The 26,284-nt window shown below is 38.8% G+C and carries 21 protein-coding genes; 6 read left to right on the forward strand and 15 right to left on the reverse strand.

The features are described 5' to 3' along the window. The first annotated feature begins 95 nt into the window (after positions 1-95). Both MCBB_RS02065 and larE read left to right on the forward strand, forming a co-directional pair. Complete coding sequence (locus MCBB_RS02065) at positions 96-755, forward strand: TfuA-related McrA-glycine thioamidation protein (protein ID WP_231916389.1); 660 nt, start codon at positions 96-98, stop codon at positions 753-755. A 207-nt stretch (positions 756-962) separates the two neighbouring features. Then, positions 963-2,015, forward strand: coding sequence for an ATP-dependent sacrificial sulfur transferase LarE (gene larE / locus MCBB_RS02070; RefSeq protein WP_071906118.1), 1,053 nt, complete (start codon positions 963-965; stop codon positions 2,013-2,015). Positions 2,016-2,164: 149 nt separating this feature from the next. Here the strand turns inward: larE and MCBB_RS02075 are convergent, their stop codons facing one another. The 7 genes from MCBB_RS02075 to rimI form a co-directional block, all read right to left on the reverse strand. Beyond that, positions 2,165-2,587, reverse strand: a complete 423-nt coding sequence (locus tag MCBB_RS02075; RefSeq protein WP_071906120.1) for a hypothetical protein — start codon at positions 2,585-2,587, stop codon at positions 2,165-2,167. 1 nt (position 2,588) lies between these two features. Next, positions 2,589-3,425: a CBS domain-containing protein gene (locus tag MCBB_RS02080; protein WP_071906123.1), complete on the reverse strand. Its 837-nt coding sequence runs from the start codon at positions 3,423-3,425 to the stop codon at positions 2,589-2,591. Between the two features lie 72 nt (positions 3,426-3,497). Continuing rightward, entirely contained in the window at positions 3,498-3,947 is a 450-nt protein-coding gene (locus tag MCBB_RS02085) for a universal stress protein (protein ID WP_071906125.1), read from the reverse strand. A 4-nt stretch (positions 3,948-3,951) separates the two neighbouring features. After that, positions 3,952-5,106, reverse strand: a complete 1,155-nt coding sequence (locus MCBB_RS02090) for an amidohydrolase family protein (RefSeq protein ID WP_071906127.1) — start codon at positions 5,104-5,106, stop codon at positions 3,952-3,954. Positions 5,107-5,469: 363 nt separating this feature from the next. Continuing rightward, positions 5,470-8,676 (reverse strand): carbamoyl-phosphate synthase large subunit, encoded by a 3,207-nt coding sequence (carB, locus tag MCBB_RS02095; RefSeq protein WP_071906129.1) that lies wholly within the window; start codon positions 8,674-8,676, stop codon positions 5,470-5,472. Positions 8,677-8,917: 241 nt separating this feature from the next. After that, complete coding sequence (gene carA / locus MCBB_RS02100; protein WP_071906131.1) at positions 8,918-10,000, reverse strand: glutamine-hydrolyzing carbamoyl-phosphate synthase small subunit; 1,083 nt, start codon at positions 9,998-10,000, stop codon at positions 8,918-8,920. Between the two features lie 241 nt (positions 10,001-10,241). Then, on the reverse strand, positions 10,242-10,703 hold the full coding sequence (rimI, locus tag MCBB_RS02105; RefSeq protein ID WP_071906134.1) for a ribosomal protein S18-alanine N-acetyltransferase: 462 nt from the start codon (positions 10,701-10,703) through the stop codon (positions 10,242-10,244). A 31-nt stretch (positions 10,704-10,734) separates the two neighbouring features. On the opposite strand from rimI, the gene MCBB_RS02110 reads away from it, so the two are divergent. The 3 genes from MCBB_RS02110 to cobK are packed head-to-tail and all read left to right on the forward strand — an operon-like array spanning position 10,735 to position 14,473. Next, a complete protein-coding gene (locus MCBB_RS02110; protein WP_071906136.1) occupies positions 10,735-11,124 on the forward strand; it encodes a UPF0146 family protein in 390 nt (129 codons plus the stop codon). Next, the gene (locus tag MCBB_RS02115) at positions 11,121-13,652 is read left to right on the forward strand and encodes a calcium-translocating P-type ATPase, PMCA-type (RefSeq protein ID WP_071906139.1); all 2,532 of its coding nucleotides are present in this window, start codon (positions 11,121-11,123) and stop codon (positions 13,650-13,652) included. The genes MCBB_RS02110 and MCBB_RS02115 overlap by 4 nt, the downstream gene beginning before the upstream one ends. Beyond that, positions 13,649-14,473, forward strand: a complete 825-nt coding sequence (gene cobK, locus MCBB_RS02120) for a precorrin-6A reductase (RefSeq protein ID WP_071906140.1) — start codon at positions 13,649-13,651, stop codon at positions 14,471-14,473. Before MCBB_RS02115 ends, cobK begins: the two co-directional genes overlap by 4 nt. A 952-nt stretch (positions 14,474-15,425) precedes the next feature. Here cobK and MCBB_RS02125 read toward each other — a convergent pair. Further along, positions 15,426-16,658, reverse strand: a complete 1,233-nt coding sequence (locus tag MCBB_RS02125; protein ID WP_071906142.1) for a proteasome-activating nucleotidase — start codon at positions 16,656-16,658, stop codon at positions 15,426-15,428. Positions 16,659-16,803: 145 nt separating this feature from the next. Between MCBB_RS02125 and MCBB_RS02130 the strand changes: the two genes are divergently transcribed. Further along, entirely contained in the window at positions 16,804-17,280 is a 477-nt protein-coding gene (locus tag MCBB_RS02130; RefSeq protein WP_071906144.1) for a multiprotein bridging factor aMBF1, read from the forward strand. 59 nt (positions 17,281-17,339) lie between these two features. Here the strand turns inward: MCBB_RS02130 and MCBB_RS02135 are convergent, their stop codons facing one another. The 7 genes from MCBB_RS02135 to MCBB_RS02165 all read right to left on the reverse strand — a co-directional run bounded on the left by MCBB_RS02135 (position 17,340) and on the right by MCBB_RS02165 (position 26,082). Beyond that, positions 17,340-17,741: a DUF356 domain-containing protein gene (locus MCBB_RS02135; protein WP_071906146.1), complete on the reverse strand. Its 402-nt coding sequence runs from the start codon at positions 17,739-17,741 to the stop codon at positions 17,340-17,342. Positions 17,742-17,938: 197 nt separating this feature from the next. After that, positions 17,939-19,204 (reverse strand): hypothetical protein, encoded by a 1,266-nt coding sequence (locus tag MCBB_RS02140; RefSeq protein WP_071906148.1) that lies wholly within the window; start codon positions 19,202-19,204, stop codon positions 17,939-17,941. Beyond that, positions 19,201-19,638, reverse strand: coding sequence for a hypothetical protein (locus MCBB_RS02145; protein WP_071906150.1), 438 nt, complete (start codon positions 19,636-19,638; stop codon positions 19,201-19,203). The genes MCBB_RS02140 and MCBB_RS02145 overlap by 4 nt, the downstream gene beginning before the upstream one ends. Positions 19,639-19,773: 135 nt before the next feature. After that, entirely contained in the window at positions 19,774-21,345 is a 1,572-nt protein-coding gene (locus MCBB_RS02150; RefSeq protein WP_071907957.1) for a Mur ligase family protein, read from the reverse strand. Between the two features lie 31 nt (positions 21,346-21,376). Then, on the reverse strand, positions 21,377-22,837 hold the full coding sequence (locus MCBB_RS02155; RefSeq protein WP_071906152.1) for a Mur ligase family protein: 1,461 nt from the start codon (positions 22,835-22,837) through the stop codon (positions 21,377-21,379). A 570-nt stretch (positions 22,838-23,407) separates the two neighbouring features. Further along, complete coding sequence (locus MCBB_RS02160) at positions 23,408-24,955, reverse strand: Mur ligase family protein (RefSeq protein WP_071906154.1); 1,548 nt, start codon at positions 24,953-24,955, stop codon at positions 23,408-23,410. Between the two features lie 53 nt (positions 24,956-25,008). Then, entirely contained in the window at positions 25,009-26,082 is a 1,074-nt protein-coding gene (locus MCBB_RS02165) for an MraY family glycosyltransferase (RefSeq protein ID WP_071906156.1), read from the reverse strand. Positions 26,083-26,284 lie beyond the last annotated feature (202 nt).

Below are 26,284 nucleotides of genomic sequence, written 5' to 3' on the forward strand. Positions count from 1 at the left end.
TATATTTTAATAGTTATTTAAATAGGGACTTAGGTGAAATTAGGATCATCCCTTTCTTGGGAATGAACCCATGAATAAAGAGATAGGGGATTCAATTGGATAAAAATATAACACGTACTGATAAAAGGATCATAGTATTTACAGGACCATCGATCCACCCTAAAGATGCTGTTAAAATTTTGAAGGCAGACTACCGACCTCCAGTAGGGCGTGATGATGTAATCAAAGCTTTACAGGATAAACCTGATGTGATAGCAATTATTGATGGTGTTTTCCACCAGAAACCTGCTGTTTCCCATAAAGAAATACTCAGAGCATTGAAAGAAGGTGTCAGGGTTGTTGGTGGTGCAAGTATGGGTGCACTTCGGGCATCTGAACTGGATGATTTTGGAATGGTTGGGGTGGGCAGAGTTTACAGTTACTACAAAAACGGATTAATAGAAGCTGATGATGATGTTGCAGTTGTATTCAACCCTGAAACCCTGGAACAGCTCTCAGAAGCCCTTGTTACTATGGGATACAATTTCAGGCTAGCTGTGAACGAAGATCTGATAGATGAAGAAGACTTTAAAAGTTTAGTTCAAACTGCAAAATCCATTTATTACCCTAAGAGAACCTACAGAAAGGTTTTAAAGGATGCTAAGATTGATGAGGATAAAAAAGAGGAGCTTGAAAGATTTCTTGATGAAAGAGGTATTGACCTGAAAATGGAAGATGCTGTTGAAGTCCTGAAATACGTAAAAGAGAATTTATAAGGTTATAACTTTATTAAAAATATTAAATGGCGTAAATTAATATTTTCCTAGAATAAAATGATGTTTTAAGAGGGAATATGTGGCCTGCTTTTGTGATGATGCATTAAAATTTTCTAAAGAACATAACTTCATCATATATTCTTCTGAATATTTTCATCTCCTCCTCAAACTTTAGAATTAGAAGATAAAGCGCATGGAAAGATTTTAATGGAAACAACAACGAAATTAAACATATTAAAGGAAGAACTCCGTGATAAAAAGGTTTTGGTGGCCTTTTCAGGCGGTGCCGACAGCACGCTCCTTGCAAAAATTGCAGAGGAAGTTTCAAATGACTCACTTGCTGTAACAATCGACAATGGAGTTATGCCCAACGATTTCATTGAAAGTGCTAGGAACGTGGCAGATGAACTAGGGATAAAACACAGGATTCTGAAGGAAGACTTCTGTCTTGATGAATCATTTAAATCAAACCCTCCTAACAGGTGTTACATATGTAAGAACAAGATGTACTCTAAACTTGAGGAGATACGGGCTGAAGAAGGCCTTGATGAGGTGGTGGATGGTACCAACGTAAGTGACCTCCTTGAGGACAGGCCTGGAACAATGGTGAACTACGCTAAAAACATTAGAAGCCCCCTTGTAAAGGCAGGTTTCACAGCAGAAGAAGTCAGGGAACTACTGGGTTCCATGGGAATGAACTACTCCCCTTCAACAACATGCCTTGCAACGAGAATATCAAAAAACAGTGAAATAACTCCTAAAAAGATAAACAGAATCAAATATGCTGAATCACTCTTGAAGGGGCTTACAGGATCTACTGTTGTAAGAGTCAGGGATAATGAGGATACTGCACTCATTGAAGTTGAAAAAATAGATAAAATCTTGAACAGGGGAATCTTACAGCACATTGATTCAGAGCTTAGGGCTGTTGGTTTCAGAAGAGTCACCCTCGATATAGGGGATTATGGCGGTTCAAAGAAGGAAATTGTTGTATATAAACCCTGTAAAGACGAGAAGAACAAGATAATGTTTGAAACAGAGCTTCCCTACCAGATCAACATAAAGAGTACATGTGAAGAACTTAAAAAACTTGGTAGTGTTAAGTGTTCCAGTCAAATGGGTATAGCAATGCTTGAAACAGATGGAAGAAATGTTACAATTTTCAAAAAGGGTAAAATCGTTGCAAGAAGAGTTGTTGATAGGGAAGATGCTGAAAAACTTCTCATTGAAGTTTTGCCTCATGTTAGAAGAGTTATTTAATCTTTATGTTAAACATCTGAATTTCAGGGACTTTGAATTTATTTCAAGCCCTCAACTTAAATTTTTTATTTAAAATCATTTATTTAAAATAAATTTGATTTTTATTTAAAAAAAATAATAAACTAAAAATAAGAAAATCCTATTTTTCTTTAAATCTCTTTGTGAACAGTTTCTTCAACCCTTCTACGGGAGCTTGTGAGTCTTTTGAAGAATCCTCTATCATCCACTCCAAGAAGGTTTATGAATCGTCCAGCCACTTCCACATCCACGTCATCAGCTTTGACATCATCTATTTCAACCACTATCTCAGATGCATCTTCAAGTCTGTCATTTGCACGGTAAGTGTAGTCAATGGTCAGTTTTTCGAATTCATGAACTTCTTTAAGGGCTCTTTTTATTGTTAACTCCATCACGTTGAAAAAAGTTTCAAGTTCAGGGGCTCCGTCCCACCATAGGTTGGCCATTATGAATTTCAGGTTTATGGTCTGTATGGATACATCTCCACCCTTTTTTGCGATGATCCTTATGGTTTCTGGATCCCCCTTTATCTTCAAAATTGGAATTTTTGACATTTTAATCGCTGATAGCCTTTATTAAATCAATGGCCCTTACAAGTCCGACCAGATCTCCTTCAACATCAATTACAGGAATCTGTTCAATTTTTCTCTGTTTCATCTTATTTGCACATTCCTGAACCGGTGTTTTTGTTGTTACAACAACAGGATCTGGTGTTGCAACATCCTTAACCTCCTTATCAGAAAATTTGAGATGATTCTTCACGACGTAAAGCACGCTTTTACTGTCCCAGGACCATTTATCCCCTTCGGTACCTACGGATGTGTTGTGCACGGTTCTCTCTGAAACGACCTCACTTTCGTCTATAAAATCTGTTTCTGTGAGTATGCCTGAAAGTTTTCCCTCGTTGTTAAGGGCCAGGAGAACTTTTAGGTTGAAATACCTCATTATCCCAAATGCAACATTGAGGGGAGTTTTTTCCCATGTTGTTGGAATATCCTTGAGCATGTAATCCTCAACAGGATCCTTAACTTCCATCTTCCATAACGCATTGTTTATCATATCTGATGCAGTTACAAGACCAACTAACTCTCCATTTTCAGTTATTGGAACTCTTCTTATGTTGTTTTCCATCATCTTAACTGCAATATCCTTAACATCATCATCTGGAGATGCGGTTATTGGATTCCTGGTCATTATAAGAGCTATCTGCTCTTCATCAGGGTTTTCAACAAGATCTGTCCTTGTAAGTACTCCAACAACTTCTTTGGTTCCTTTTTTTACAACGGGTAATCCTGATACGTTGGTATCTCTCATGATTTCCAGTGCGTTGGCACGGTTACCTGGAACGTTTATGTAGTGTATGTCCTCTGACATTATCTCTTTTACAAGCATTGTTACACCTGCTAATTTATGCATAAAACTAATTAACACGGTTTTAAATGAATTAAAAAATTCTTTTGCAGATCAGTGCACAGCTAAAACAGGGCATTTTGCTGATCTGACTACCTTTTCAGTTACGCTTCCCAATAAAAATCTGTCCAATCCATGTTTTCCAGAAGTTCCCATCACAACAAGATCTATATCTTCTTCTTCAATGGTTTTTAATATGGCTTCTGCAGGAGAACCTTCAGTTGTTTTGGATGTTACCTTCAATGTTTCTCCACATTTAGGTTCAATTTCACTAGTTTTTGCCATATCACCAATTTTTTCTATGGCTTGTTTTCCCTCTTCCTTGAGCATCTCAGTGATTTTCACTATGAGGTCCTCTGCAGGTAATCCTACAAGTGAAGAAGTTTCAACCACATTCAAAACAATTAATTCAGCACAACTTTCACTTGCAATCCAGATGGCGTGTTCTGCAGCTTTATTTGCGTATTTTGAACCATCTGTTGGCAGTAGTATTTTCTTGTACATTGGTTCACCTCTTTAATATTAATCTACTATCAGTTATCAATCCTATTATGTTTTTCGATTCAGCCCTATTTATGAGGGACAGCACCGGATTTTCAGATGTCAGTTTAACTATCATGAGATCGGCAACCTTACCCTCCTGAATCCATCCGGTATCCAGGTTCAGAGCCTTTGCAGCGTTGACAGTTGCCATCTTAAACACATCAACTGGGGACACATACGCCCTGTAAAGCCCTCTTGTAACCTTGAGAGCATACTCCATCTCCTGAAACATGTTTGGTGAGTTGAACATCACGTTGTCGGTTCCAAGGAGAACGTCTATGTTGTTGTCCATCATTTCCTTTATAGGTGGTATTCCCACGGATAATGCTCCATTTGATCGGGGACATGAAACAACAGGCACACCATTCAGTCCTGTGAACTTTAAATCATTGTCAATGGGTGAAGTTAAATGTACTAGAAGGTCAAAACCTGTTTTAAGGGCCCTTTGAACTTCTGTGTTGCCAGTTGTTCTTAAAGATTTTTCCTGAACATCATGGTACTCTGCAGCATGTATGGATGAGATTTTACCATACTTCTTGCAGGTATCGGTAATTGCAATGGCCACATCATCCCGTATCTCACCAAAACCACTTAAACCAATTCCATCACAGCTTTTTAGAAGTTTTTTTGCTGTTTTTTTCACAGCGGAGGTTTCAACTTCTGGATCCAGGAATGAATCGTGACGTCCAAGAACGATCTTCCTTATGGGAATATCCCTTGAAGCCTCATCAATGAGTTCAACACCCTCAAATCCTCCCTCTCTAAAATCAACAAAAGTTGTGGTACCTGTTTCAAGCATGTAGTTCATGGACTCTCTCATGGATTCAACGAGTTTCTCTGGAGGAGTTTCATTCAGTATCCTGTGCTTTATACCATCTGGAGGTTTAACTATTTTGTTTATGGGTTGTCCGTCCCCAGCATCCTTTGCAACTGAATCTCCCATGTGAATATGGGAATTTATGAGGCATGGGGCAACTATGCAGCCTGAAGCATCTACGATCATCCCACCGCTGGCATTTTGGGATACTTCTACTATTTTATCATCTTCAATGAGGATGTTACTTTTTACAGCGTCCATGTTCTCTCCGTAGAGAACCGTGGCGTTTTTAATGGTGATCATATGAAATGAAATATTTTTATCCTTCTATTTATTGGTTTGTAGTATTGAAAAATATCCTTCTATTTATTGGTTTGTAGTATGAAAAATCATGAAAAATCGTTGAAATGTTTAAAAAAAGATTTTCTAGTATTTAATTTTTTAAAAAACAATTTTTAGCCATAAATTTAACCTTTGACTTTAAATTGATGGAATAATAAAAAATCCTATAAAAAAAATTTTTATATTTGAAATTAATTTCATTTAAAATAATTTTTAAGGATGAACTATAACTTAAAAAAAATTAAAAAAATCGATTTTGGAAGTTAAATAAGAATATCCCGAAATAAAATAAAAAAGGATCTTAATCCTTTCTTTCTTTTTTCATTAAATCAATTCATGATATTCATTGAGGGATTTAACGTCAATACTTCCATCTTTAACCTTCTCAATTGCCTTTAGAACTGCCCTGGCCCCTGCAAGTGTTGTGACGTAGGGTATTCCAAGTTCAACTGCAAGCCTTCTTATATGGTAACCATCATCTGCAGACTGTCTGCCTGAGGGGGTGTTTATTATAAGGTCTATTTCACCATCAAGCATAGCGTCGCGTATGTTCGGTGATCCTTGACTCACCTTGCGAATGGTTTCTATGGAAACATGCTCTTTAACAGCTTCTGCAGTTCCGCGGGTTGCTGTAAGCTGGAATCCCATATTTGCTGCGTCTTCAACTATGTCCCGGATACTGTCCTTGTCTGCATCCTTAACACTTATGAACACTTTACCTTCCTTTGGAAGTTTCATGCCTGCTGAAAGCTGTGCCTTGTAGTAGGAAACTCCGAAGTTGTCATCTATTCCCATACTTTCCCCTGTGGACTTCATCTCAGGTCCGAGTACTGAGTCTGCATCGGGAATCTTGATGAAGGGGAATATTGATTCTTTAACTGCAACGTGTTTGATTTCAATTTTATCCCTGAGTCCGAAGTCACTGAGCTTTTTACCCATCATGAGCATGGCTGCAATCTTTGCAAGTGGTACTCCTACAGATTTACTCACGAATGGAACTGTACGGCTTGCACGTGGGTTGGCCTCAATGATGTAAACTGTGTCTTCTCCATTTTCTTCCGCCTTGACAGCGTACTGTATGTTCATAAGTCCAACAACGTCCAGTTCAAGGGCAAGCTTTCTTGTGTGTTCTCGGATTGTTTGAATAACCTTTTTTGAGATGCTCTGTGGCGGTATAACGCATGCAGAATCGCCTGAATGAACTCCTGCTTCTTCTATATGTTCCATTATTCCTCCGATGAAGACCTCTTCGCCATCACAGAGTGCGTCAACATCTATTTCGATTGCATCTTCAAGGAACTTGTCAACGAGTATGGGATGTTCTGGTGATATCTTCACGGCTTCTTTCATGTACTCCCTGAGTTCATCATCATCGTAAACGATCTCCATGGCTCTTCCACCTAGAACGTAAGATGGTCTGACGAGTACTGGGAAACCTATCCTCTCTGCAACTTTGCTGGCATCTTCGAATGAGTGTGCAATACCATAATCTGCCTGAGGTATTTCAAGTTTCTCTAAAACTTCGGTGAACCTTTCACGATCCTCAACACGATCAATACTTTCATGAGGAGTTCCAAGAATCCTTACACCTTCCTCTGCAAGGGGTACTGCAAGGTTTATGGATGTTTGCCCTCCGAATTGGACAACGACTCCATAGGGGGTTTCCTTGTCAATGATGTTCATGACATCCTCCAGTGTCAGGGGTTCGAAGTAGAGCTTGTTTGAGATGTCGTAATCAGTACTGACAGTTTCAGGGTTGTTGTTTATGATTATTGTTTCAATTCCCTCATCTTTAAGGGCCATTGCTGCATGAACACAGCAGTAATCAAATTCTATACCCTGCCCAATTCTTATAGGTCCAGCACCAATTATAACAACTTTTTTATTATCAGAAACAGCTACTTCATCCTCATCTTCATAGGTACTGTAATAATAAGGTGTTTTTGCTTCAAACTCTGCAGCACATGTATCAACCATTTTGTAGGTTGCAACTACACCATTTTCCTTCCTGATGTTTCGAAGGTTTTTCTCGGAGCATCCCGCATACTTAGCGATCTTGCGATCAGGGAATCCCATTCTCTTAGCTTTTCTAAGGATTTCAGGATTTAAAACATCATTTTTATTTGTAGTGCTTAACTTTTCTAATTTGTTCTCAAATTCAATGATGTTGAGTAATTTATATAAAAAGAAGGTGTTTATTTGGGTTATTTCATGCAGTTCTTCAACGGTCATTCCAGATTTCAGGGCACTGTAAATATGGAATATACGTTGATCCGTTGCATTTCTGAGGAGATCCTCTGTGAATGGAACCTCTTCAAAACTGTTCTTTCCGATGTCAAGGGATCTTATGGCTTTGTGAAGGGCTTCCTCTGCAGTTCTACCGATGGCCATAACCTCTCCAGTTGACTGCATCTGAACTCCAATTTCACGTTTGATACCCTTGAATTTATCGAATGGCCAACGCGGTACCTTTGCAACCACGTAGTCCAGGGAAGGTTCAAAGGATGCAGGTGTTTCCTTGGTTATATCGTTTTGTATCTCATCAAGGGTCATTCCAACTGCTATCTTGGAGGATATCTTTGCAATTGGGTATCCTGTGGCTTTGGACGCAAGTGCACTGCTTCTGCTCACCCTTGGGTTCACTTCAATGACTTTGTAATCTCCGGTGTCTGGATGAACAGCGAACTGGATGTTACAACCTCCCTGTATCTGAAGGGCCCTTATGATCTTGATGGAAGCATTTCTCAGTCGTTGATTGTCAACGTCTGAAAGGGTCTGGCTTGGAGCAACAACTATACTCTCACCGGTATGTATTCCCATGGGGTCCATGTTCTCCATGTTACATACTATGATACAAGTGTCGTTTTTATCCCTCATCACTTCGTATTCAAATTCTCTCCATCCAATAACAGACTCATCAATGAGAACCTGGTTTATGAAGCTCATGTCAAGGCCCCTGGTTGCAATTTCAACCAGTTCTTCCTGGTTGTGGGCAACACCTCCGCCTGTTCCACCAAGGGTGAATGCAGGCCTGACTATCACAGGGTAACCGATCTCCTTGACAGCATCAAGAGCTTCTTCAAGAGAGGTAACAGCCCTACATTTGGGTATGGGCTCATTTAACTCCAACATGAAGTGCCCGAAAAGATCACGGTCTTCAACGTTTCTTATGGTCTGAACCGATGATCCTATGACCTTAACTCCGTCAAGGGCACCGATCTTTTCAAGACCGGTTGCAACGTTTAAACCGGTTTGTCCGCCCATAGTGGGGAGTATTGCATCTGGTTTCTCCTTTTTTATTATCTTTGCAACGATTTCAGGGGTTAGGGGTTCCACATAGACTTTTTCAGCAGTTTCGATATCAGTCTGTATTGTTGCAGGGTTACTGTTCACAAGCACGGTTTCAATTCCCTCTTCCATGAGGGATTTACATGCTTGGGAACCTGAATAATCGAATTCAGCTGCCTGACCAATCTGAATGGGTCCCGATCCAATAATGAGAACTTTTTTTATGTCTGCGTCCTTTGGCATTTATGATCCTCTACTTAATTCTCTTAATTAGAAATTATTATAATCCATTTACTTAACAATCAACTTTAATTCAATCAATTTTAATGAATTATATGTTTTCACTACAAAGTGATCTCCAATTTCAAATAACTCAGTTATTATTTTTTAAACCGTTTTTATTATAATTTGGAGGTTTTATCTGTCTACAATTGGCTTTTTAAGTATTTAAATTTAGTTTTAATTAAGTTTTAATTAATTAGTTTCAGTAGTTCTTCAAGGTTTCAACGAAGTTGTCGAAGTAGTAATCAGTGTCGTGTGGGCCTGGCCCAGCCTCTGGATGGTACTGCACACTTGAAATTGGCAGTTCTTTATGTTCTATTCCTTCAGGAGTGCCGTCGTTGAGATTTAACTGGGTTATCCTTATTGGTAAACCTTCTACTGATTCTGGATCCACTGTGAAACCGTGGTTCTGGGATGTTATTGAAACCTTTCCAGTTTTAAGGTCCTTAACTGGCTGGTTTATTCCCCTGTGACCGAATTTCATCTTGTAGATCCTGGCACCGAATGCCAGGCTGATTATCTGCTGACCAAGACATATCCCAAATATTGGAAGCTTTTCTTTGAGCTTCTGAACGGTTTCAATGGCATTTCCAACCCTCTCTGGATTTCCAGGGCCGCTTGAAACAAGCATTGCATCAGGTTCGTAGTCCATGATATCATTAACATCTGTCTTGTAGGGCAATACAACGACTCCAACTTCCCTCTTAAGCAGTGCATTGATACTGTTCTGTTTTATACCACAGTCCAGAATGACAGCCCATTTATCGTAGTCTTCACCGAATATTCTGGGCTCTGAAACACAGACTTCATCCACAAGGTCAAGTTCCTCTATGCCCTTCTGTGCATTTGCCATTTCCTTAAGTTCATCATCAGATATGTCCTCTGTTGTGAGGGCGCCTTTCATAGCTCCAAACCTTCTGATCTTCAGAGTGAGGGCACGGGTGTCGATTCCACTTATACCTGGAACTTCATATTCCGCTAAAAATTCTGATAAAGTTTTTTCTGATAAACTATGGGATGTGTAGGGGTTGTTTTCCCTTACAATGAATCCTTCAGCCTTTATCCCCTCTGATTGAAACCATTCCCTGGAAACTCCGTAGTTACCCTGTAAAGGGTATGTTGACATGAGTATCTGACCTTTGTAGGAAGGATCAGTAAGTGATTCAACGTATCCAGTCATTCCCGTTGTAAAAACCACTTCACCAGTTTTAGTGGTTTCAAAACCGAATCCATCTCCTTTAAATATTGTTCCATCTTCTAAAGCTAATTTTGCTTCTTTTAGCATTACATCACCGTATCGTTACATTAACTTTTTATTCTATTTGTATTATATTTCTATGCACTTGTTTATTACTAAATGAGCTTTATTCATTAATTAAAATTTATTTATCCTGTAAAATTCATATTAAAGTTCTATCACTGGATCAATTCAATATTTAAGTTAAATTATCATTAAATTATTATCTAATTATTTTGATGATGTTTATGAGTTCCAAGATCAGTAAAAATTTTTAGCAATGTTTGAGTCACTCCCATATCTTAGGCGTTTTTGGGTTCATCAGTTCTCGATTCATGATCACAGCATCTTCAAGATCCTCGTAGTAATCCTCAAGAATCTTTTTTTCAGAGAATCCCAGGTGTCTGTAGAACTTCTGTGCACCACGATTTCCAACTCGGACTTCCAACTTTATTTTTTTCACGTTGTACTTCTGGAATATTTCCGTTGCAGTTTCAACGAGCTTGGAACCAACACCCCTTCGCCGGTATTTTTTGTCAACTGCAATTGAAATGATGTGACCCTCATCTTCAAATCTGATCCAAAATATAATATATCCCACGATACTATTATCTTCCTGGGCAACCAGAAAACCAGCTCCAAGGTTGTAAATTTCGACAAGTACACTGGAGGGGTAGGGGTCATCGAATGAGGATTCCTCTATTTCAAGAACCCTTTTGATATCTGGACGCCGAAACTCTCTTATTATCATGAATTTCTCCATTAAACAGTGTAGTGATATTATGTGGAACGATTTATCTGATTACATTCTAAAAAACTATGATAAAAACTCTAAGATCGTGGAGGTTGGTGTTGGTGGTTTCCCAAGGGTTGCACTCAAACTGAAGGAACATCATAAGATGAATATTATCATGACAGATATTAAACCTTCCCATGAAGGTGTTGTTAAAGATGATATTACAGATCCTAACTTAAAAATATATGGTGGTGCATCACTCATCTACTCAATAAGACCTCCAGAAGAACTTCAACCTTACATAGTTGAGGTTGCAGAGGCCGTGGGATCAGATGTAATAATAAAACCACTCTCAACTGAATTTTTAAATACAAAAAAGAATATGAAACTCATAAATTACAAAAAAGCAGTTTTTTACAAGATGTGTAAACAATGAAATGGCAAAATTTAAGTGTTGATGAAGTTTTGGATAAACTAAAATCCACATCGGATGGATTAACAACAGAAGAAGCTCAAAAACGTGTTACTAAATATGGAAAAAACGAGCTTGTGGAAGAAGAAAAACCAGGCCCCGTAAAACGATTTTTAGGACAGTTCAAAGACTTCCTTATAATCCTCCTTATTGTTGCAGCTGTTGCTGCAGCTTTCATAGGAGACACCACAGATGCAGCTGTAATATTAATTGTGGTTGTTTTAAATGCAACCGTAGGGTTCATACAGGAGAATCGTGCCGAGGAAGCAATGGCAAAGCTTAAGGACATGAGTTCTGCAGAGGCAGTTGTGCTGCGTGATGGTAAAAAGGTCAAAATTCCCGCTGCAGAACTCACAATTGGAGATGTCATTGTTGTTGAAGAGGGGGACAAAATTCCCGCAGATATAAGGATAATAAAAAGTTATGACCTTCTTGTTGATGAATCAGCACTAACTGGTGAATCAAAACCTGTTAAAAAGGATGAAAACTTTGTATCTGATGAGGAGACAAAGAACCTTGCATTCATGGACACCAATGTTTCAACTGGACGTGGAATGGGAGTGGTTGTTGAAATCGGAATGAACACAGCCATAGGTAAAATTGCAGAAATGATACAGGAAGAAGAGGCAAAAACACCCCTTCAAGATAGAATAGCCAGTCTTGGAAAGATGATGGGCCTCATAGCTGTTGTTGTGTGTTCTGGAATATTCGTACTCCAGTTCTTCAAGGGGGTACCAATCGTTGAAAACTTCATGACAGCAGTTTCCCTGGCAGTTGCAGCTGTACCAGAGGGTTTGCCTGCAATCTTAACCCTGACTTTGGCCCTTGGAATGCAGAGAATGGCTAAGAGCAATGCAGTTGTAAGAAAACTCCTTGCAGTGGAAACCCTGGGTTCATGCACAACCATATGTACAGATAAAACAGGAACCCTCACAAAGAACAAGATGACCGTACGCCAAACCAAGATCACATCCCCTGAAATGGCCTACACAGTTTCAGCACTCTGTAACAACTCCTCCCTCTCAAATGGAAGGATCATTGGAGATCCAACAGATGGAGCAATGCTCATATTTGCAGATGAAAATGGCTATAGCCGTGAAGAACTTGAAAAGACCCATAGGCGGATCTTTGAGATACCCCTTGACAGTGAAAGGAAGAGAATGACCACTGTCAACGAGTTCAACGGCGAAAGGTATGTGTTAACCAAGGGTGCTCCTGAGATCATACTCCAACGATGCAGCCGTGTTGAGGAAGGGGGAGAGATCTCTGAAATCACAGAGGATAACCGAGAAGAAGTTCTTGAAGAACTTAAAAACATGACCTCAAGTGCCCTGAGGGTATTGGCACTTGCCTACAAAAAAATTGATTCGAGTGTTGATCTGGAGGATAAAGATGGCCTTGAGAATGATCTGATCTTTGTGGGCCTTGTTGGAATGATGGATCCACCCCGTAAAGAAGCTCAGGAAGCTGTTGCAACCTGTAAACATGCAGGTATCAATGTTGTAATGATAACGGGTGATCATAAAGACACTGCAGCAGCTATAGCATCTGAAATTGGAATTTTAGGTCCTAAATCAGGGGATGGATCTGGAAAAGTTCTCACAGGTTCAGATCTTGATAAACTCAGTGATGATGAATTCAACAGCATTGTTGAAGATGTGAACGTTTACGCACGTGTTTTCCCTGAACAGAAGGTCAGAATAGTTGAGGCCCTGCGTTCAAGGGGTCATGTTGTATCCATGACTGGAGATGGAGTTAACGATGCACCTGCACTTAAAAAGGCAGCTATCGGTGTTGCAATGGGCTCAGGTACAGATGTTGCTAAGGAATCTGCAGACATGCTCCTCCAGGATGATAACTTCGCAACAATAGTTAAAGCTGTTAAAGAGGGAAGAACGATCTTCGACAACATCAAAAGGTTTGTCAAATTCCAGCTCTCAACCAACATAGGTGCAATACTCACCATAACATCTGCATCCCTTGCAAATCTGCCAATACCCTTCAACCCGATTCAGATACTGTGGATCAACATAATAATGGACGGTCCTCCAGCCCAGTCTTTGGGTGTTGAACCTTCCGAGGCAGATGTTATGGAACGCCCTCCAAGTAAGGGAAACATCCTTCACAGGAAGAACCTCCTGAGAATAACCTTTGCAGGAGTTGTCATGGCTGTTGGAACCATGGCACTCTACTACTTTGAACTAACATCAGGTTCAACTGTGATCAAGGCAACCACCATGGCATTCACAGTCTTCGTGATGTTTCAGATATTCAACGTGTTCAACTGCAAGGCCAAGGGAATGGTACCTAACAAAACTTTGTTGTTGGCTGTTGCAGCATCGTTCCTGCTCCAAGTCTGTGTAATCTACGTGCCATTCCTTCAGGGAATATTCAGGACAACTGCTATTGGGGCCAAGGATTGGGTTTTAATAGTGGTGGTTGCAGCCATAATATTTGTAGCTGAATTCATATCTGAGAAGTTGATAAAATGAAGATCATGGTCATGGCTGGTACACGTGATGCAGTTAGAATAATTGAGAAACTCCGTGCCTTTGAGGATACTGAAATTCTCGCCACCACAACCACAGGGTACGGTGGAGAACTTGCAAGATCCGCAGGGGCTTTTAGTGTTATATCGAAGGGATTGGGTGTGGATGAAATAGTTCAAACCATATCTCAAAAAAATATAGAGGTTCTCGTGGATGCAACCCATCCATTTGCAGCTGAAGCAACCAAGAATGCAATAAAAGCATCAGAAATATCAGGAATAAAGTATTTGAGGTTTGAAAGACCTCAAGTACCACTTCCGGATGATGATCTGGTCCATGAAGTCAAATCATTTGAAGAAGCAGCTTCAAAGGTGAAGGAGATTGTAAAAACAACTTCAAAGAAGACTGCAGGAAATGATATGGAAGATAAAATTCCTACGCCTAAAGTACTGCATCTTGCTGGAGTTTCAACCCTTCACCATCTGACTGAGTTAATACCTCCTGAAAACATTGTTGCAAGAATAGTACCCTCCAATTATTCCTTGAATAAGTGTTTTGAACTGGGGTTAACTGGTGAAAACATAATAGCAATGCAGGGAACATTTTCAAAGGAATTAAACGAGGCTGTGATGAAGGAGTACCATGCATCTGTTGTTCTCACCAAGGAGAGTGGTGAAACAGGTGGCACACTCTCAAAGATAGATGCTGCACTTGAACTAGGAATACCCGTGGTTGTTGTCACGCGTCCAACTGTTCCGGAACTTCAAAATCAAATGGCCTTTGAAGATGTGAATCAGGTTTTAGCTGAGTTACATAAAATTTAATTTAAAATTTAATTTAATAAAATTCGGAATTTCAATTGTTTTTTTTAAATTATTTAATGAAAAATTAATTTTTCATTTTTATATTTTTAAATGTAATTAGGATTCACTCCCAAGGGGAGGCATGCTTTGAAGGACGTAATCCTTTTAAAAAAGATAATTCTTAAGAAAAAATTAATCTTTGGTTTTCAACCTTTTTTTTAAGTACACTGCCATCAAACCTCCAATTATAACTATTATTACAATAATTATAAGCCATCCGATCCATATAATCCAATTAGTGGGTACACTAGTTTCGGGGTTAAATAGAATACCATCGATAAGTCCCAATATACAACTTAGTAGTATTGTATCTTTGTATTCTTTATTCTTAAGTATAGGGTATATGAAACCAATTAAAAAAAAGAAAATTAATGGATAAATTGGGGAAATGGCATATTCTGTGACCGTAGTTGATACTATAATTAGATCGCCACCACTGAAATATGGATATATGTCATTGGGGAACCTTTAACGCACATATAGGGTATCCTAAATAATAAAAACCAATATTTTTTTAATTTAATCATAATACACATCTTTTTAATAAACTTTGAATCATTATGCATAACACTACAGTTCGGTAGGTAAAAATACTATTTAATACTTTCGATTCAAAAGTTATTTTTGTATGATTAAAAAATTTTAGAAAAAAGTGATATTCTTACGCAAGCATCTTTGAATTGATTATTTGCTATAAATAAAATAAAAACAGGTAAATTTAGAGAATGACATTATAATTACATTTTACAATTCCATTCTTACTTGAAATATTAGTTAGCCTCAGATCGCCCATCAGTCATCACGTATCAGAGCTCATAGGGTTCATCATTGGCCTTAAATCTAATTCTTATCCTAGTTTTGACTTAATTTTTGATTGAAAAATAGAAATAAAAAAGTAGAGGGTTTGGAAGTATCAGCCGAACATGACTCCAGCTTCTCTTCTCATCTCTTCTTCACGTTCCATTCCAATTATTTTTTCAACGGCATCCATGAAGTCTGCAACTGTCACAGTGGATCTTTCTTCTCTTATTGCAAACATACCTGCTTCTGTACATATTGCCTTCAGGTCAGCACCTGATGCTCCCTCTGTGAGGGATGCAATGAGCTGGATGTCCACCTCTTCATCCAGGGACATGTGGGATGTGTGGATTTTAAGAACCTCCATTCTACCCTCTTCGTTTGGAACTGGTACCTCTATGAACCTGTCGAACCTTCCAGGACGCAGGAGTGCAGGGTCAAGTATGTCTGGTCTGTTGGTTGCTGCAATGATTCCAACATCTCCCCTGGCTTCAAAACCATCCATCTCTGCAAGAAGCTGCATAAGAGTCCTTTGAACCTCCCTGTCACCACTTGTTGAACTTTTAAGCCTTTTAGCAGCGATTGCATCGATTTCATCTATGAAAATGATACTCGGTGATTTCTCCTTTGCAAGCTCGAAAACGCCTCTGACAAGCCTTGCACCTTCACCTATGTACTTCCTGACGAATTCAGATGCAACTATTTTTATGAATGTTGCGTTGGTTTCATGTGCAACTGCCTTTGCAAGAAGGGTTTTACCTGTTCCTGGTGGACCGTAGAGAAGAACACCCTTAGGTGGTTCAATTCCAATATTTGTGAATAACTCCGGTTTTTTAAGGGGCAGTTCAACTGTCTCTTTAATTTCAACTACCTGCTCCTCAAGTCCACCTATCTGATCGTAGCTTGCCTGTGGTTTTTCGTCAACTTCCATACCACTGACTATTGGATCCTTCTCAGATGGTAGGACATGTACTATGCTGAATGTCTGCTGATTGAGTGCAACTCGAACTCCAGGTTCGAGATCCTTTTTATTTAGGAAGCGTGAATATCCAATAACAAAGTTAGGACCTGTACTACTTTTTACAACTACTCTGCCGTCGTCTAAGACTTCAGTTACAGTTGCAATTACGAGTGGAGGTGATCTGAACCTTTCAATCTCCCCCCGCAGGGATTTAACTTCCCTGTCCAGCCTCATCTTTTCATTTTCGATAAGGACCTTATCTTTCTCGAGTTTCCTCACCTTCCACGTTAGATTACGTTTGGTTTTAGTATTCTCCTCTTTGAGAATTTTTATCTCAGTTTTAAGGTCTTCTATCTTCTTTAATATGTTTGGGGACATGTTTTCCATGATCCTAACTCACTCCTAATTTTTATAAAATAAAGATATGTTAGTTTATAATATATCAAGGTTATATGTAGATTTTTTAGTTTTTAATAATATTTAAATATAGAGGTACAGATTATATAATGAGTACAAGTTCAAAGGGATCGTCATGAGATGCGAGATATGCGGAAAGAAAATAGTAGGAACTCCATTGAAGACTAAAATCGATGGATCAGTAATGTTAACATGCAAAGAATGCTCTAAATTTGGTAAAGTTCAGAGGGAACCTCAAAAGCAGAGGAGGCAGGGGGCACCAAGAAAAACAGGAGCTCCAAGAAGAAGACCAAGACCTGCAGAGCCTACATATGAAGTGGTTGAAGACTGTAACCTTCTTGTAAGGCAGGCAAGGGAGAAAAAGGGATGGTCACGTGAAGAACTGGCCGAGAAGATCTATGAAAAGGCTTCTGTTATAAACCGGATAGAATCTGGTAAGATGATTCCTGATATCAAGCTTGCACGGAAGCTTGAAAGGACCCTTGGCATCACGCTTCTTGAAAAATCTGATGGTGCTACTCCTGAGGATATTGGGCATTTAAATGCTCGTGGAGCTACAATTGGAGATATAGCAAGGATAAAAAGGAATTAATCACATTTTTTTTATCTTTGGTTTATTTTATTTTTCATCCTTGGAATTCACTTTTGAATTCAATTCTTTTTTGAATTATTTTTTGAATCTGCTTTACGTTTTGGAGAATTAGGATTTTTAGGAGAGTAGTAACCTCTGAATGGTTTAAGTTCCTTAAACTTAGCTTCAAGATCTTTAAATGCATCGTACTCTTCACTTATAACCATTAAATGTGCTGGAGGGTGTATTTTTCTGATGTTAACTATACTCTTTGTTGTGTCTTCCTCAACCCTGACTATAACTGCTTTTTTTGATTTTGATCGAAGTTTTTGTTTTATTATTTCCTGAACAATATTATCCGCAGATTCTGAAGGTATTACTCGTGGAATTCCCAGTATTTTTAATTTTGCATGTCTTTCAACATCTGCAATACCATTTAAAAGTTTTTCTTTATTGTCTGCACGTATTAAAATTAAAGCCATGATCTCACCTTTTGTAGTAATCAACTATTTAATATTCATTCACAATAATTTATTAATCATTCGTTGAAGGGAATGTCCCATTGAAACTCAAACTTTCTTTTTAAAATAAAATCTTTTTTTAAAATAAAAAAATTTAATAAAAAAAATTTTAAATTATTTTTGCATCCTTTTTTTAACTTCAAGGGTAGATAACAGTTTTATCTCTTTTTCAAGAAGGACTTAATGAGTGTACTCCTGAATAAAACTAGTAAAACCAGTATCAATCCAATTGCTGTTTGTATGTTTCCCACTATGTTAAGGAAGGATGAACTAACAGGTAGATTCCATGTAGGTGATGTTCTACCATCTGCAAGCTGTTTATAATAGACCCCCACAGCTCTGGAACCTGGTTTCACGTTTATATCTTTAGGTTCAACGTAGTTTACTCCTACAAGGGTTCCACTGTCTATTGCAGAGTTCAGGGTCTTTGCAATTGCAGTGGCATCGTATCCATTCTTCTTAACAGATGCAGTTACCAGTTCCTTTGTTGTTTCTGAAATACCTGAGGCATCTGTTCCATAGGTAGACACTGATAAACTACTATTTGATACTGTTATTGCATCTATAAGGGCATCGTATGCGTAAACAGTTTGCAATGTGGCTCCATCATTTGGACAGGTCTGGTAATTATCTGCCTCTGGGTAACTAACCCTCCAACCACATGTTGGGCATACCTTGTAGAAGGCTTCATCCATTGAGTATCCAGTTTCATTCAAGTTTTCAGGTGTGAACATATCTCCAGTCGTTACTCCTGAAACCAGGTTGACTCCACCTCCACCATGTTTTTCACCGGAATCTCTTGCTACTTCTTCCATAGCTTTTCCAACTATGTAAGTAGCATTGTAACCATCCCTTATCATTTTTCCTATGTTTTCAGCGGTTTGAAGACGTACAGTGTCTGCAGTTCCTGCTTGAGGGTTTCCCTCACTGTTTCTCAAGTGAATAATGGCTCCTTTACTACCTGCAGGTAACACTGCCAGGCCTCCTGAATAGTGGGTCACGGTTATTGTACCGTTGTTTGAAACAACCACGAGGTACGCATTGAAATCACCACCAACTGCAGCACCCTGGGTTGCACTACCAACCACAAGCCTGATTCCTGAATAACTGCTCGCTGTTGAAGCTGCTTCTGAAGGAGTTGCACCGTTTTCAAGCTTTGCCAGAGACGCAACTATGGCTTGAATCCTTGTTGAGGACTCACCTTCACCACCAGAGAGCAGACAGAAATGTTTCTCCTTGGAGAGTATGAAGGTTGATTGGAACATGTTGGTTGCCCAGGACATACTTCCTCCTGCAGCACCGTTTGGATCGGTTCCAGTGGGGTCTGTTATGACCACAACGTTGCATGTTGCTGCTGATGTACCTACAACCATTAAAATGGTTACTAGGAATATGAAAGCCTTTATCAATCTGTTTTTATTCATGTACTGTTCGCTCCTGAAATTTTGACGCTTGAGAAGTCTTCTATTACTGTAACAGTAACGATTCCTGTTGATTCATCAACCTGAACATCTGCAGCTACAATTGGTTTCACAGTTGTTCCTGGAATTCTGGAGTTCAAAGCTGCTGTTTTAGCATTTTGAATGGCTTCACTTAATGGTAACTGTCGTTTGCTAGTGACTAACGTGTCTCCTTTGATGTAACTACCTGATCTGAAACCTGCATTAGCTATGTTACTTTTTATGGTGTCTGTGGGTATGATGTCGTTACCCTTTATTATAACACCGGATATTGCAACTCCGTCATCAGTTCCGTTTGATGATGCATACGCCATGTAAGTCATCAACTGCCCTGATAAAATTAACAGGAATGCAAGTATTAAAATGATTAGAGTGTCTCTCCTTACTTTTATGAACATGATCTCACCACATAATATGCAATCGTTCTTAAATTCATGATCTTTCTTATTCATGATCATGAAATTTTCAATATATTACAATCAGTTCAAACTATAACGATTTTGGATCATTTATAATGATCGCAGGATTTTTAATTAATTATTCTCCTCCTTTAAATAGTTAGGCAGTGATTGAATGTTCCTTTTATATTTAAATGCAGCCTCACCAAGACAGATAACTGCATCCACATCACATTCTAAACCTTTTTTTAATCCTTCAAGAACCTGATCTGCGGTTGCTCCGAGAGTGCCGGATTTAAATTCTTCTTTTGACTCAGCAGTAGGTATGATCTTAGCTGATGAAATATGTTTCTCTGCAGCCTGTCTTGAGTAGAAAGATGCAGGCACAATAAAATCTCCAATTTCAACCGCTTTTTTGAGTATTTCAAGATCTCCACTTTCTCCGGACTCTGATGAAATTGTGATAACAACTGCCAGTTTCTTGTAGATCTTTTTCATCTCCCTCAGAACGGTTCCAACACCTGCAGGGTTATGACCATAATCAACGATAACTTCTTTACCATCGTAGGTGTACATGTATTCCATACGACCAGAAACGCCTTCAAAATTTTTAACTGCTTTTTTGATAGTGTCTAAGTCTATTTTAAAAAATTCAATTGCTGCAACAATGGAACCTGTGGCGTTGTAAACGTTGTGAAGTCCCTTTAGTTTCATTTCAAATTGTACATCACCTTCAGGTGTTTTCAAGGTGAAACTGTTTCCTTTAACATCTGTTGCAACGTAATCTGGTTCCGGCCTTTTGAGCCCGCATTCACAGTTGTAATAACCCACTCCTGATATGGTTTCATTGATCCTGATTTCACGGCCACAAATACATTTCTTTTTGTTGGGATTGGTGGATCCATAGTCCACTCCGAAGCTTATGTACTCACAATCATTATCCTCTGAAACGATGTTTTGATCGTTGGAACTGGATTTATATGCTTCAACAAGTCCCCAGAGAGTTGGATCATCTGCGTTAACAATTAACTTACCTCTCTTGAAGTATTCAATGAAACTTCCCTTTATACTAGCGTAACTTAGAAAATCATGATCATCATGGAGATGGTCAGGTGTGATGTTGGTTACGATACCGCAGGATGGTTGGCAGCGTTCAACCATACGTTTAAGATCTCCTGGAATTCCAAAGGTTCCTGTTTCAAGAACAGCCACATCTCCCTTGAGTCTGGCCTGCAGTGGGGGGATGTAATCGATGTTTCCCTGTAAATTCCTGAAACCATGTTCTGTGGTGATTAAACCCGCAGTTCTGCATATATGTTTCAGTAACGTTGTGGTTGTTGTTTTTCCATTGGTTCCTGTAACACATAAAACAGGTTTATCAGGTTTTATCTCATTGAGAAGGGTATCAACATCGAGAACGTTGCTTCCATTCTTTTCTATTTTCTGGAACACTTTTGAATCTTTTGAAAGGCTTGGTGGAGGCACTACATACTGGGATTGGCTGAAAAAAGAGTCAGGATGCTCTGAAAAGTAAACTTCAATCTCCTTGTTTTGGATGTAAGTCTGGAGGGTGTCCTTAAATTTACACTCCTTCTCTGACTTCATGTCTGTACCCAGTACATGGAAGCCTCTGTCCATTAGCACACGTGCTGCAATGTTTCCAACGATTCCACAAATTCCTATAACTCCATAGATATCCTTTTTCATTTCAGTAGAATGATTAAAGGAGCTAGTATCCTTACTCATATTTTTTACATCCTTCCTCTATTCCCATCATCATCTTGGATTTAACCTCTTCGTAGGAGGTAATTGCACCGGGTCCAACATGTAAAATAACATCACCTGGTTTTGAATACTTAATTGAAAGATCTCCTGCAGTCTTCATGTCCTCAACTGCAAACTTCATGGCTTTGGAGCCTTCAGCACCATCAATAACTTCCTGTGCTGCTTTCATATCGAGTTTTTTAGTTGTTTCGTTGTATCCACTTACGATCATGACATCTGCGTAGCGTCCAAGAACCTCTCCAATCTGGTCCTTGTCACGGGGGTTGGTGCTGTCTGGGTTGTCCATCAAGATCACCAGCTCCTTGTCTGAGAACACGTTCAAAGTGTTGATCAAGCCTTGAGGTACAAAAGCTGCATCGAAATGAACTTCTCTACCTTTGTAGTTCCCTATGTATTCCATATGTCCGGGAACTCCATGAAAGTGGCTTAAACCCATTGATATGGATTTTTCAGGGATTCCGTAGGAGAGTGCGGCTGCTGCTGCAGCCACAGCATTTTCAAGGTAGTAACTCATTAATTTGAATGGTGCCATAAACTTAACTCTGTCTGTGTTTCCAGATTTTTCTGGCATATCCTTATAAATTGTGATACTTCCATTGGATGGACAACCGTAAACACTGCATGGAATATCACAATTCTCATCTGCAACATTCAATTCAACTGGATCATTTGCATCCTTCAGGCAGTAAAATATTGTATCGTTACGGAGTGGTTTTAAAAATTCACTGCACTGCACTCCTGCAACAAGTGTTTCACTGGAATTTGCTATGAACAATTTTCTTGCAGCATACTTGTCCATGGAGTAATCGAATTCATCGAGGTGCTCGGGGTAGATGTTTGTCAGAACACCCACTTTCAAGTGAACCTGTGACATGAGCCTTGAGGTTCCATGGGGAAGCTCAAGCACTGCAACATCATTTTCTTGAGGTTTGCCAGTGATGATTCCATCGACTATAACCTCACTCAACAGGTTGCCCATTCGTGATGAACACATCCACACCCTGTAACCTGCAGTTTCAAATATCTCTGCAATTGTATGGGTGGTGCTGGTTTTACCAAGGGTTCCTGTAACCCCAATGATATCTATATCAATCAGATGGTCTATTTTCCTTGAAACATCTTCATTTGTAATCAATTCAGTATCTTCAGAACTTAAAAATTCTCTTATTGGTGCATTTTCAGGTATTGTGGGGGATATGTAAACGTGTTCTCCTTTTTCAAAGTTAATTGGTGCATTTGAACCCAGTTTAAGTTCCACTCCTTCTTCTTCCATTTTTTTCAGAGTTTTCTGGACTTTATCTGGAAATTCTTCAATCTTCTTTTGGTCGGTGATGGTTACTTCGTTACCGGCATGGTTAAGTATCCTTGCTACTGGACGGCCGGCGTTACCTGCGCCTATGACTGTACATTTCATTTTAAACTCTCACATCAAATGGGTGGGTTTTACCTATTGATTGATCTGTACTTTGCAAATCAATTTCTCTAATTCTAAATTAATAGATTTCTAGATTAAATTTCATAAATCAAATAAATCTTCAGTACTTCAATTCAGTACATATCAGTATTGTAGAAACTAATTTATTAAAAATATCCTTTAGAACTTTGTTAATCCACAATCAATGATCCAACAATCAATGATTCAAATATAATTTTTAAAATATTAAACTTATTCCTTTAAAATTATTATTAAAATAAATTGATAATTTATAGTTAAAGAATGTCCTTATTTTTAAGATACAAGTCTTCCTGTTGTTTAATGTAAACCACCATTGAAACTTCAACTGATGATATTAGTCTACCAATATTCTATAAAAGATTTACTCAATATTATGAAACATTTCTGAACTTCCAAGACATGTTTGTGCCATGATATGAGTCCCTGAGGGGAATATACATAATTTAACTTTAAAAAAAGAATTTGATTTTAAAATTCCATTTCAAAATTTAATAAATAAACTTAATAAATATTTGAAGAATCGTAAAATTATTCATTTAGCAGTTCATTTAAAAGATCGGAAACCGGATCCATACCCTGTGCTCCTATTAATAAAATTGTGTCATTAGGTTTAGCAGATTTCAATACAGTTTCAACTGCAGTTTGGAGCTTTTCATGGAACTTGTACTTTAAACCTCTTTTTTCAAGTTTTTCCAGGAAAACAGCTTTTTCATGGGGCTTCACGGTGTTGTTTTCATCCACAACGTCACTGCTCGAAGTCACAATCAAAGCTCCTTTGAGATCTCCCTTTGATTCCAATCCTTCAAATCCATCTGCAATGGCCTGTGCATTTGCACTGTTTATGGCTTCTCCTCTTGAGCCTCGGATTGCAGATACGATGTACAACTGTCCATTATTTGTTAAACTTTCTGCAGTACTTTTTATGGTTGCCATGATCCCATCTGGGTTGTGGGCGAAGTCATCGATTATTGTGGGATGTTCATGCAGTACACTGAACCTTCTTTTAAGGGGTGTGTAAGATGAAACAGATTTTGCAATGATTTCTTTGGGAATTCCAACTGCAAGAGCGGCTCCAACAGCAGCCATGGTATTCTGGAGGAAGTGTCTGCTTTTGAATGGAATTTTTTCCATGGGTACAACAACATCTCCATTGAAGGTGATTCCATCTGGACCCATCTTAACTTCGAACTTTCCGTCATCCTCTTCAAGTTCACCTTTAACTTTCCCGTCACATTCTGGACTTTTTTCAGGGTTACATACTCTAGATGAGGGATCAGTTGCACCGTAAAAGATCACATCAGTTTCTGAACCTTTTAATTTTGCCATTTTACTTATAAGGGGGTCTTCTTTGTTCAGCACAGCAAAGGTTTTTTCATGGGTGTTTGAATCAGAATTAATTGCTTTCATTGCACCGGATATCTCATGAAAAGCTTCTTCCAGAGAATTAACAAGCCCTATATGATCCAGTGAAACGTTTGTAAGCACAACAACCCCTGGATCTACCGCTGAAGTCATGATCCGAGCGTGGTCTTTCATTAACTTGTCAAGCCAGCCCTGAACCTCTGAAACTTCAACAACCATTGCCTCAATTTTTCCAGGAAATTCTGTTATTTGTTTTGCAACTCTGGGGTCTATCAGGGTGTTGAATTCAGATTGAGGGTCTGTGTTTGTGTAGGTATTGTAACCTGCATCTTCAAATATTTTATGTATCATGTGGGTTGTTGTAGATTTGCCATTGGTACCTGTGACAACGATTCGCAGTGCATCGGCTGCAAATCTTTTAACTGCCCATTCAATTGCAAATGCATTGGCAAGTTCTATCCTTTCAGTCACTATTACTGGCAAACCCAATTTTTCTGCGGTTTCAACGGCTTTTCCATGGGGATTTTGGGTTATGATGCATGAAACTCCTTTTTCTACAGCAATTTCAATGCCCTGTTCGTTTATCCAGTGTCTTACCACAGCATCCCCATGTTTCGCATCACCAAGAAAGTTGAATATTCCTGTGATCTTTTTATCATGCCCGAAAAGTTTGCCTTCGATCTTCTGGGCCAGGTAAGAAGTTGTAATTTCCATTTTATGTCCCTATTTCGTGTTAATTTATGTGTTGATGTTGAACTACCTCTGCATTAAAGTGCATGGTAGAAGTATATTGCAGCTGCACATATTATGAGTGTTAAACCCCAGTAAAGGCCCACTATTTTCTGTTCAGACATTCCTTTGTAGTTGAGGGTGTGGTGGAGTGGTTCAACTGGTAATTTTATTATATGAGCTCTGTGCATTAGACTCACTATAACCGAAATGATTGGAACTGCCAGTGCAAGCACTGCGAAATATATAACGTTTCCAAGGAATGCTGCTGTAATGTAACCAGCTCCAAGTGCAAATGAACCTGTGTCTCCCATGAATATGCTTGCAGGGTATCTGTTGAACACCAGGAAACCGAAACAGGTACCTGCAAGAACCAGGAATGGAACAGTTCCATCCATGTTTCCAGTGGAAAATGCGAAGATGGCACATGCAATGGATGCTATGGCAAGTATTCCTGCTGCAAGGCCATCCATTCCGTCAATAAGGTTTACAGAGTTTATGGATCCAACGATACCCATTATTATGACGGGGATGACGAAAAGTCCGATGTTGATGCCCATAACAGATGTGCTCACAGCTCCTGAAATTACCAGGAAAATTGAAATCAGGATCTGGGCGAATATCTTTTCTCCCTCTCCAATTTCCTTTTTTATTGGAACCTCATCTACAATTTCAACCTTTTCATCCTCAAGAAGTTTCACAAGATCCTTCTTTGCTTTGGGTGTGGTAACCCTTGCGTTTTCCCCGTGTTTAAGAGTTAATCTGCCTATTTCAACTGGCTCATTGGATACGTTACGTATGAGCTTCTGGTACTCCTTGGTTTTAAGGCCAATTAAATCGTCTAACAAACCTATGATTCCTGCAGTCATCATGATCATGGCTGTCAGCACAAGGATCTTATTCATTGGATAGGCACATGCCACCAGAAGAAAACCAAGAAGTATTGCAAGTCCTCCCATGGTTGGTGTACCTGCCTTGTGGCGGTGTTCCGTTACTATTGGATTGTCTTTGATGTCCGCGTACCTCAGGGCCCTTCTTATGAAGAAGGTGAAGAAAGTGGTTATTATAAATGCAAAAATGAATATGAAAATGCCGGTTTGAATGTTACTCAAGTTACCACCTTATTATATATTATTTTTATTTTTTTTAGTATTGATACACTTTAAATTTAAATCAATTAATCTCTATTTTATTCATTGTTAGGTTTTTTGAACCTATTATAAAAAAATATTCTTAAGATTGAGGGCTTCAAATATTAATATCTTTAGTTATATTCAGAATATCCTCAAATTCTTGTCCTTTAAAATTCAGTAT

It is taken from the genome of Methanobacterium congolense (genome assembly GCF_900095295.1).
GTDB lineage: Archaea > Methanobacteriota > Methanobacteria > Methanobacteriales > Methanobacteriaceae > Methanobacterium_C > Methanobacterium_C congolense.

Coding starts and splice junctions, on each gene's coding strand:
- MCBB_RS02145 (WP_071906150.1), bottom strand. CDS start 19,638: ATGTTCATAAAAGTAAGGAGAGACACTCTAATCATTTTAATACTTGCA.
- MCBB_RS02135 (WP_071906146.1), bottom strand. CDS start 17,741: ATGGCTTTAATTTTAATACGTGCAGACAATAAAGAAAAACTTTTAAAT.
- MCBB_RS02160 (WP_071906154.1), bottom strand. CDS start 24,955: ATGGAAATTACAACTTCTTACCTGGCCCAGAAGATCGAAGGCAAACTT.
- MCBB_RS02155 (WP_071906152.1), bottom strand. CDS start 22,837: ATGAAATGTACAGTCATAGGCGCAGGTAACGCCGGCCGTCCAGTAGCA.
- carB (WP_071906129.1), bottom strand. CDS start 8,676: ATGCCAAAGGACGCAGACATAAAAAAAGTTCTCATTATTGGATCGGGA.
- cobK (WP_071906140.1), top strand. CDS start 13,649: ATGAAGATCATGGTCATGGCTGGTACACGTGATGCAGTTAGAATAATT.
- MCBB_RS02140 (WP_071906148.1), bottom strand. CDS start 19,204: ATGAATAAAAACAGATTGATAAAGGCTTTCATATTCCTAGTAACCATT.
- MCBB_RS02115 (WP_071906139.1), top strand. CDS start 11,121: ATGAAATGGCAAAATTTAAGTGTTGATGAAGTTTTGGATAAACTAAAA.
- rimI (WP_071906134.1), bottom strand. CDS start 10,703: ATGATAATAAGAGAGTTTCGGCGTCCAGATATCAAAAGGGTTCTTGAA.
- MCBB_RS02080 (WP_071906123.1), bottom strand. CDS start 3,425: ATGCTTGTAAAAGAGATAATGTCAGAGGACATACACTACATAAACGTT.
- MCBB_RS02090 (WP_071906127.1), bottom strand. CDS start 5,106: ATGATCACCATTAAAAACGCCACGGTTCTCTACGGAGAGAACATGGAC.
- carA (WP_071906131.1), bottom strand. CDS start 10,000: ATGCTAAAAGAAGCAAAATTAGCTTTAGAAGATGGAACAATATTTAAA.
- MCBB_RS02085 (WP_071906125.1), bottom strand. CDS start 3,947: ATGTACAAGAAAATACTACTGCCAACAGATGGTTCAAAATACGCAAAT.
- MCBB_RS02130 (WP_071906144.1), top strand. CDS start 16,804: ATGAGATGCGAGATATGCGGAAAGAAAATAGTAGGAACTCCATTGAAG.
- larE (WP_071906118.1), top strand. CDS start 963: ATGGAAACAACAACGAAATTAAACATATTAAAGGAAGAACTCCGTGAT.
- MCBB_RS02150 (WP_071907957.1), bottom strand. CDS start 21,345: ATGAAAAAGGATATCTATGGAGTTATAGGAATTTGTGGAATCGTTGGA.
- MCBB_RS02110 (WP_071906136.1), top strand. CDS start 10,735: ATGTGGAACGATTTATCTGATTACATTCTAAAAAACTATGATAAAAAC.
- MCBB_RS02075 (WP_071906120.1), bottom strand. CDS start 2,587: ATGTCAAAAATTCCAATTTTGAAGATAAAGGGGGATCCAGAAACCATA.
- MCBB_RS02125 (WP_071906142.1), bottom strand. CDS start 16,658: ATGGAAAACATGTCCCCAAACATATTAAAGAAGATAGAAGACCTTAAA.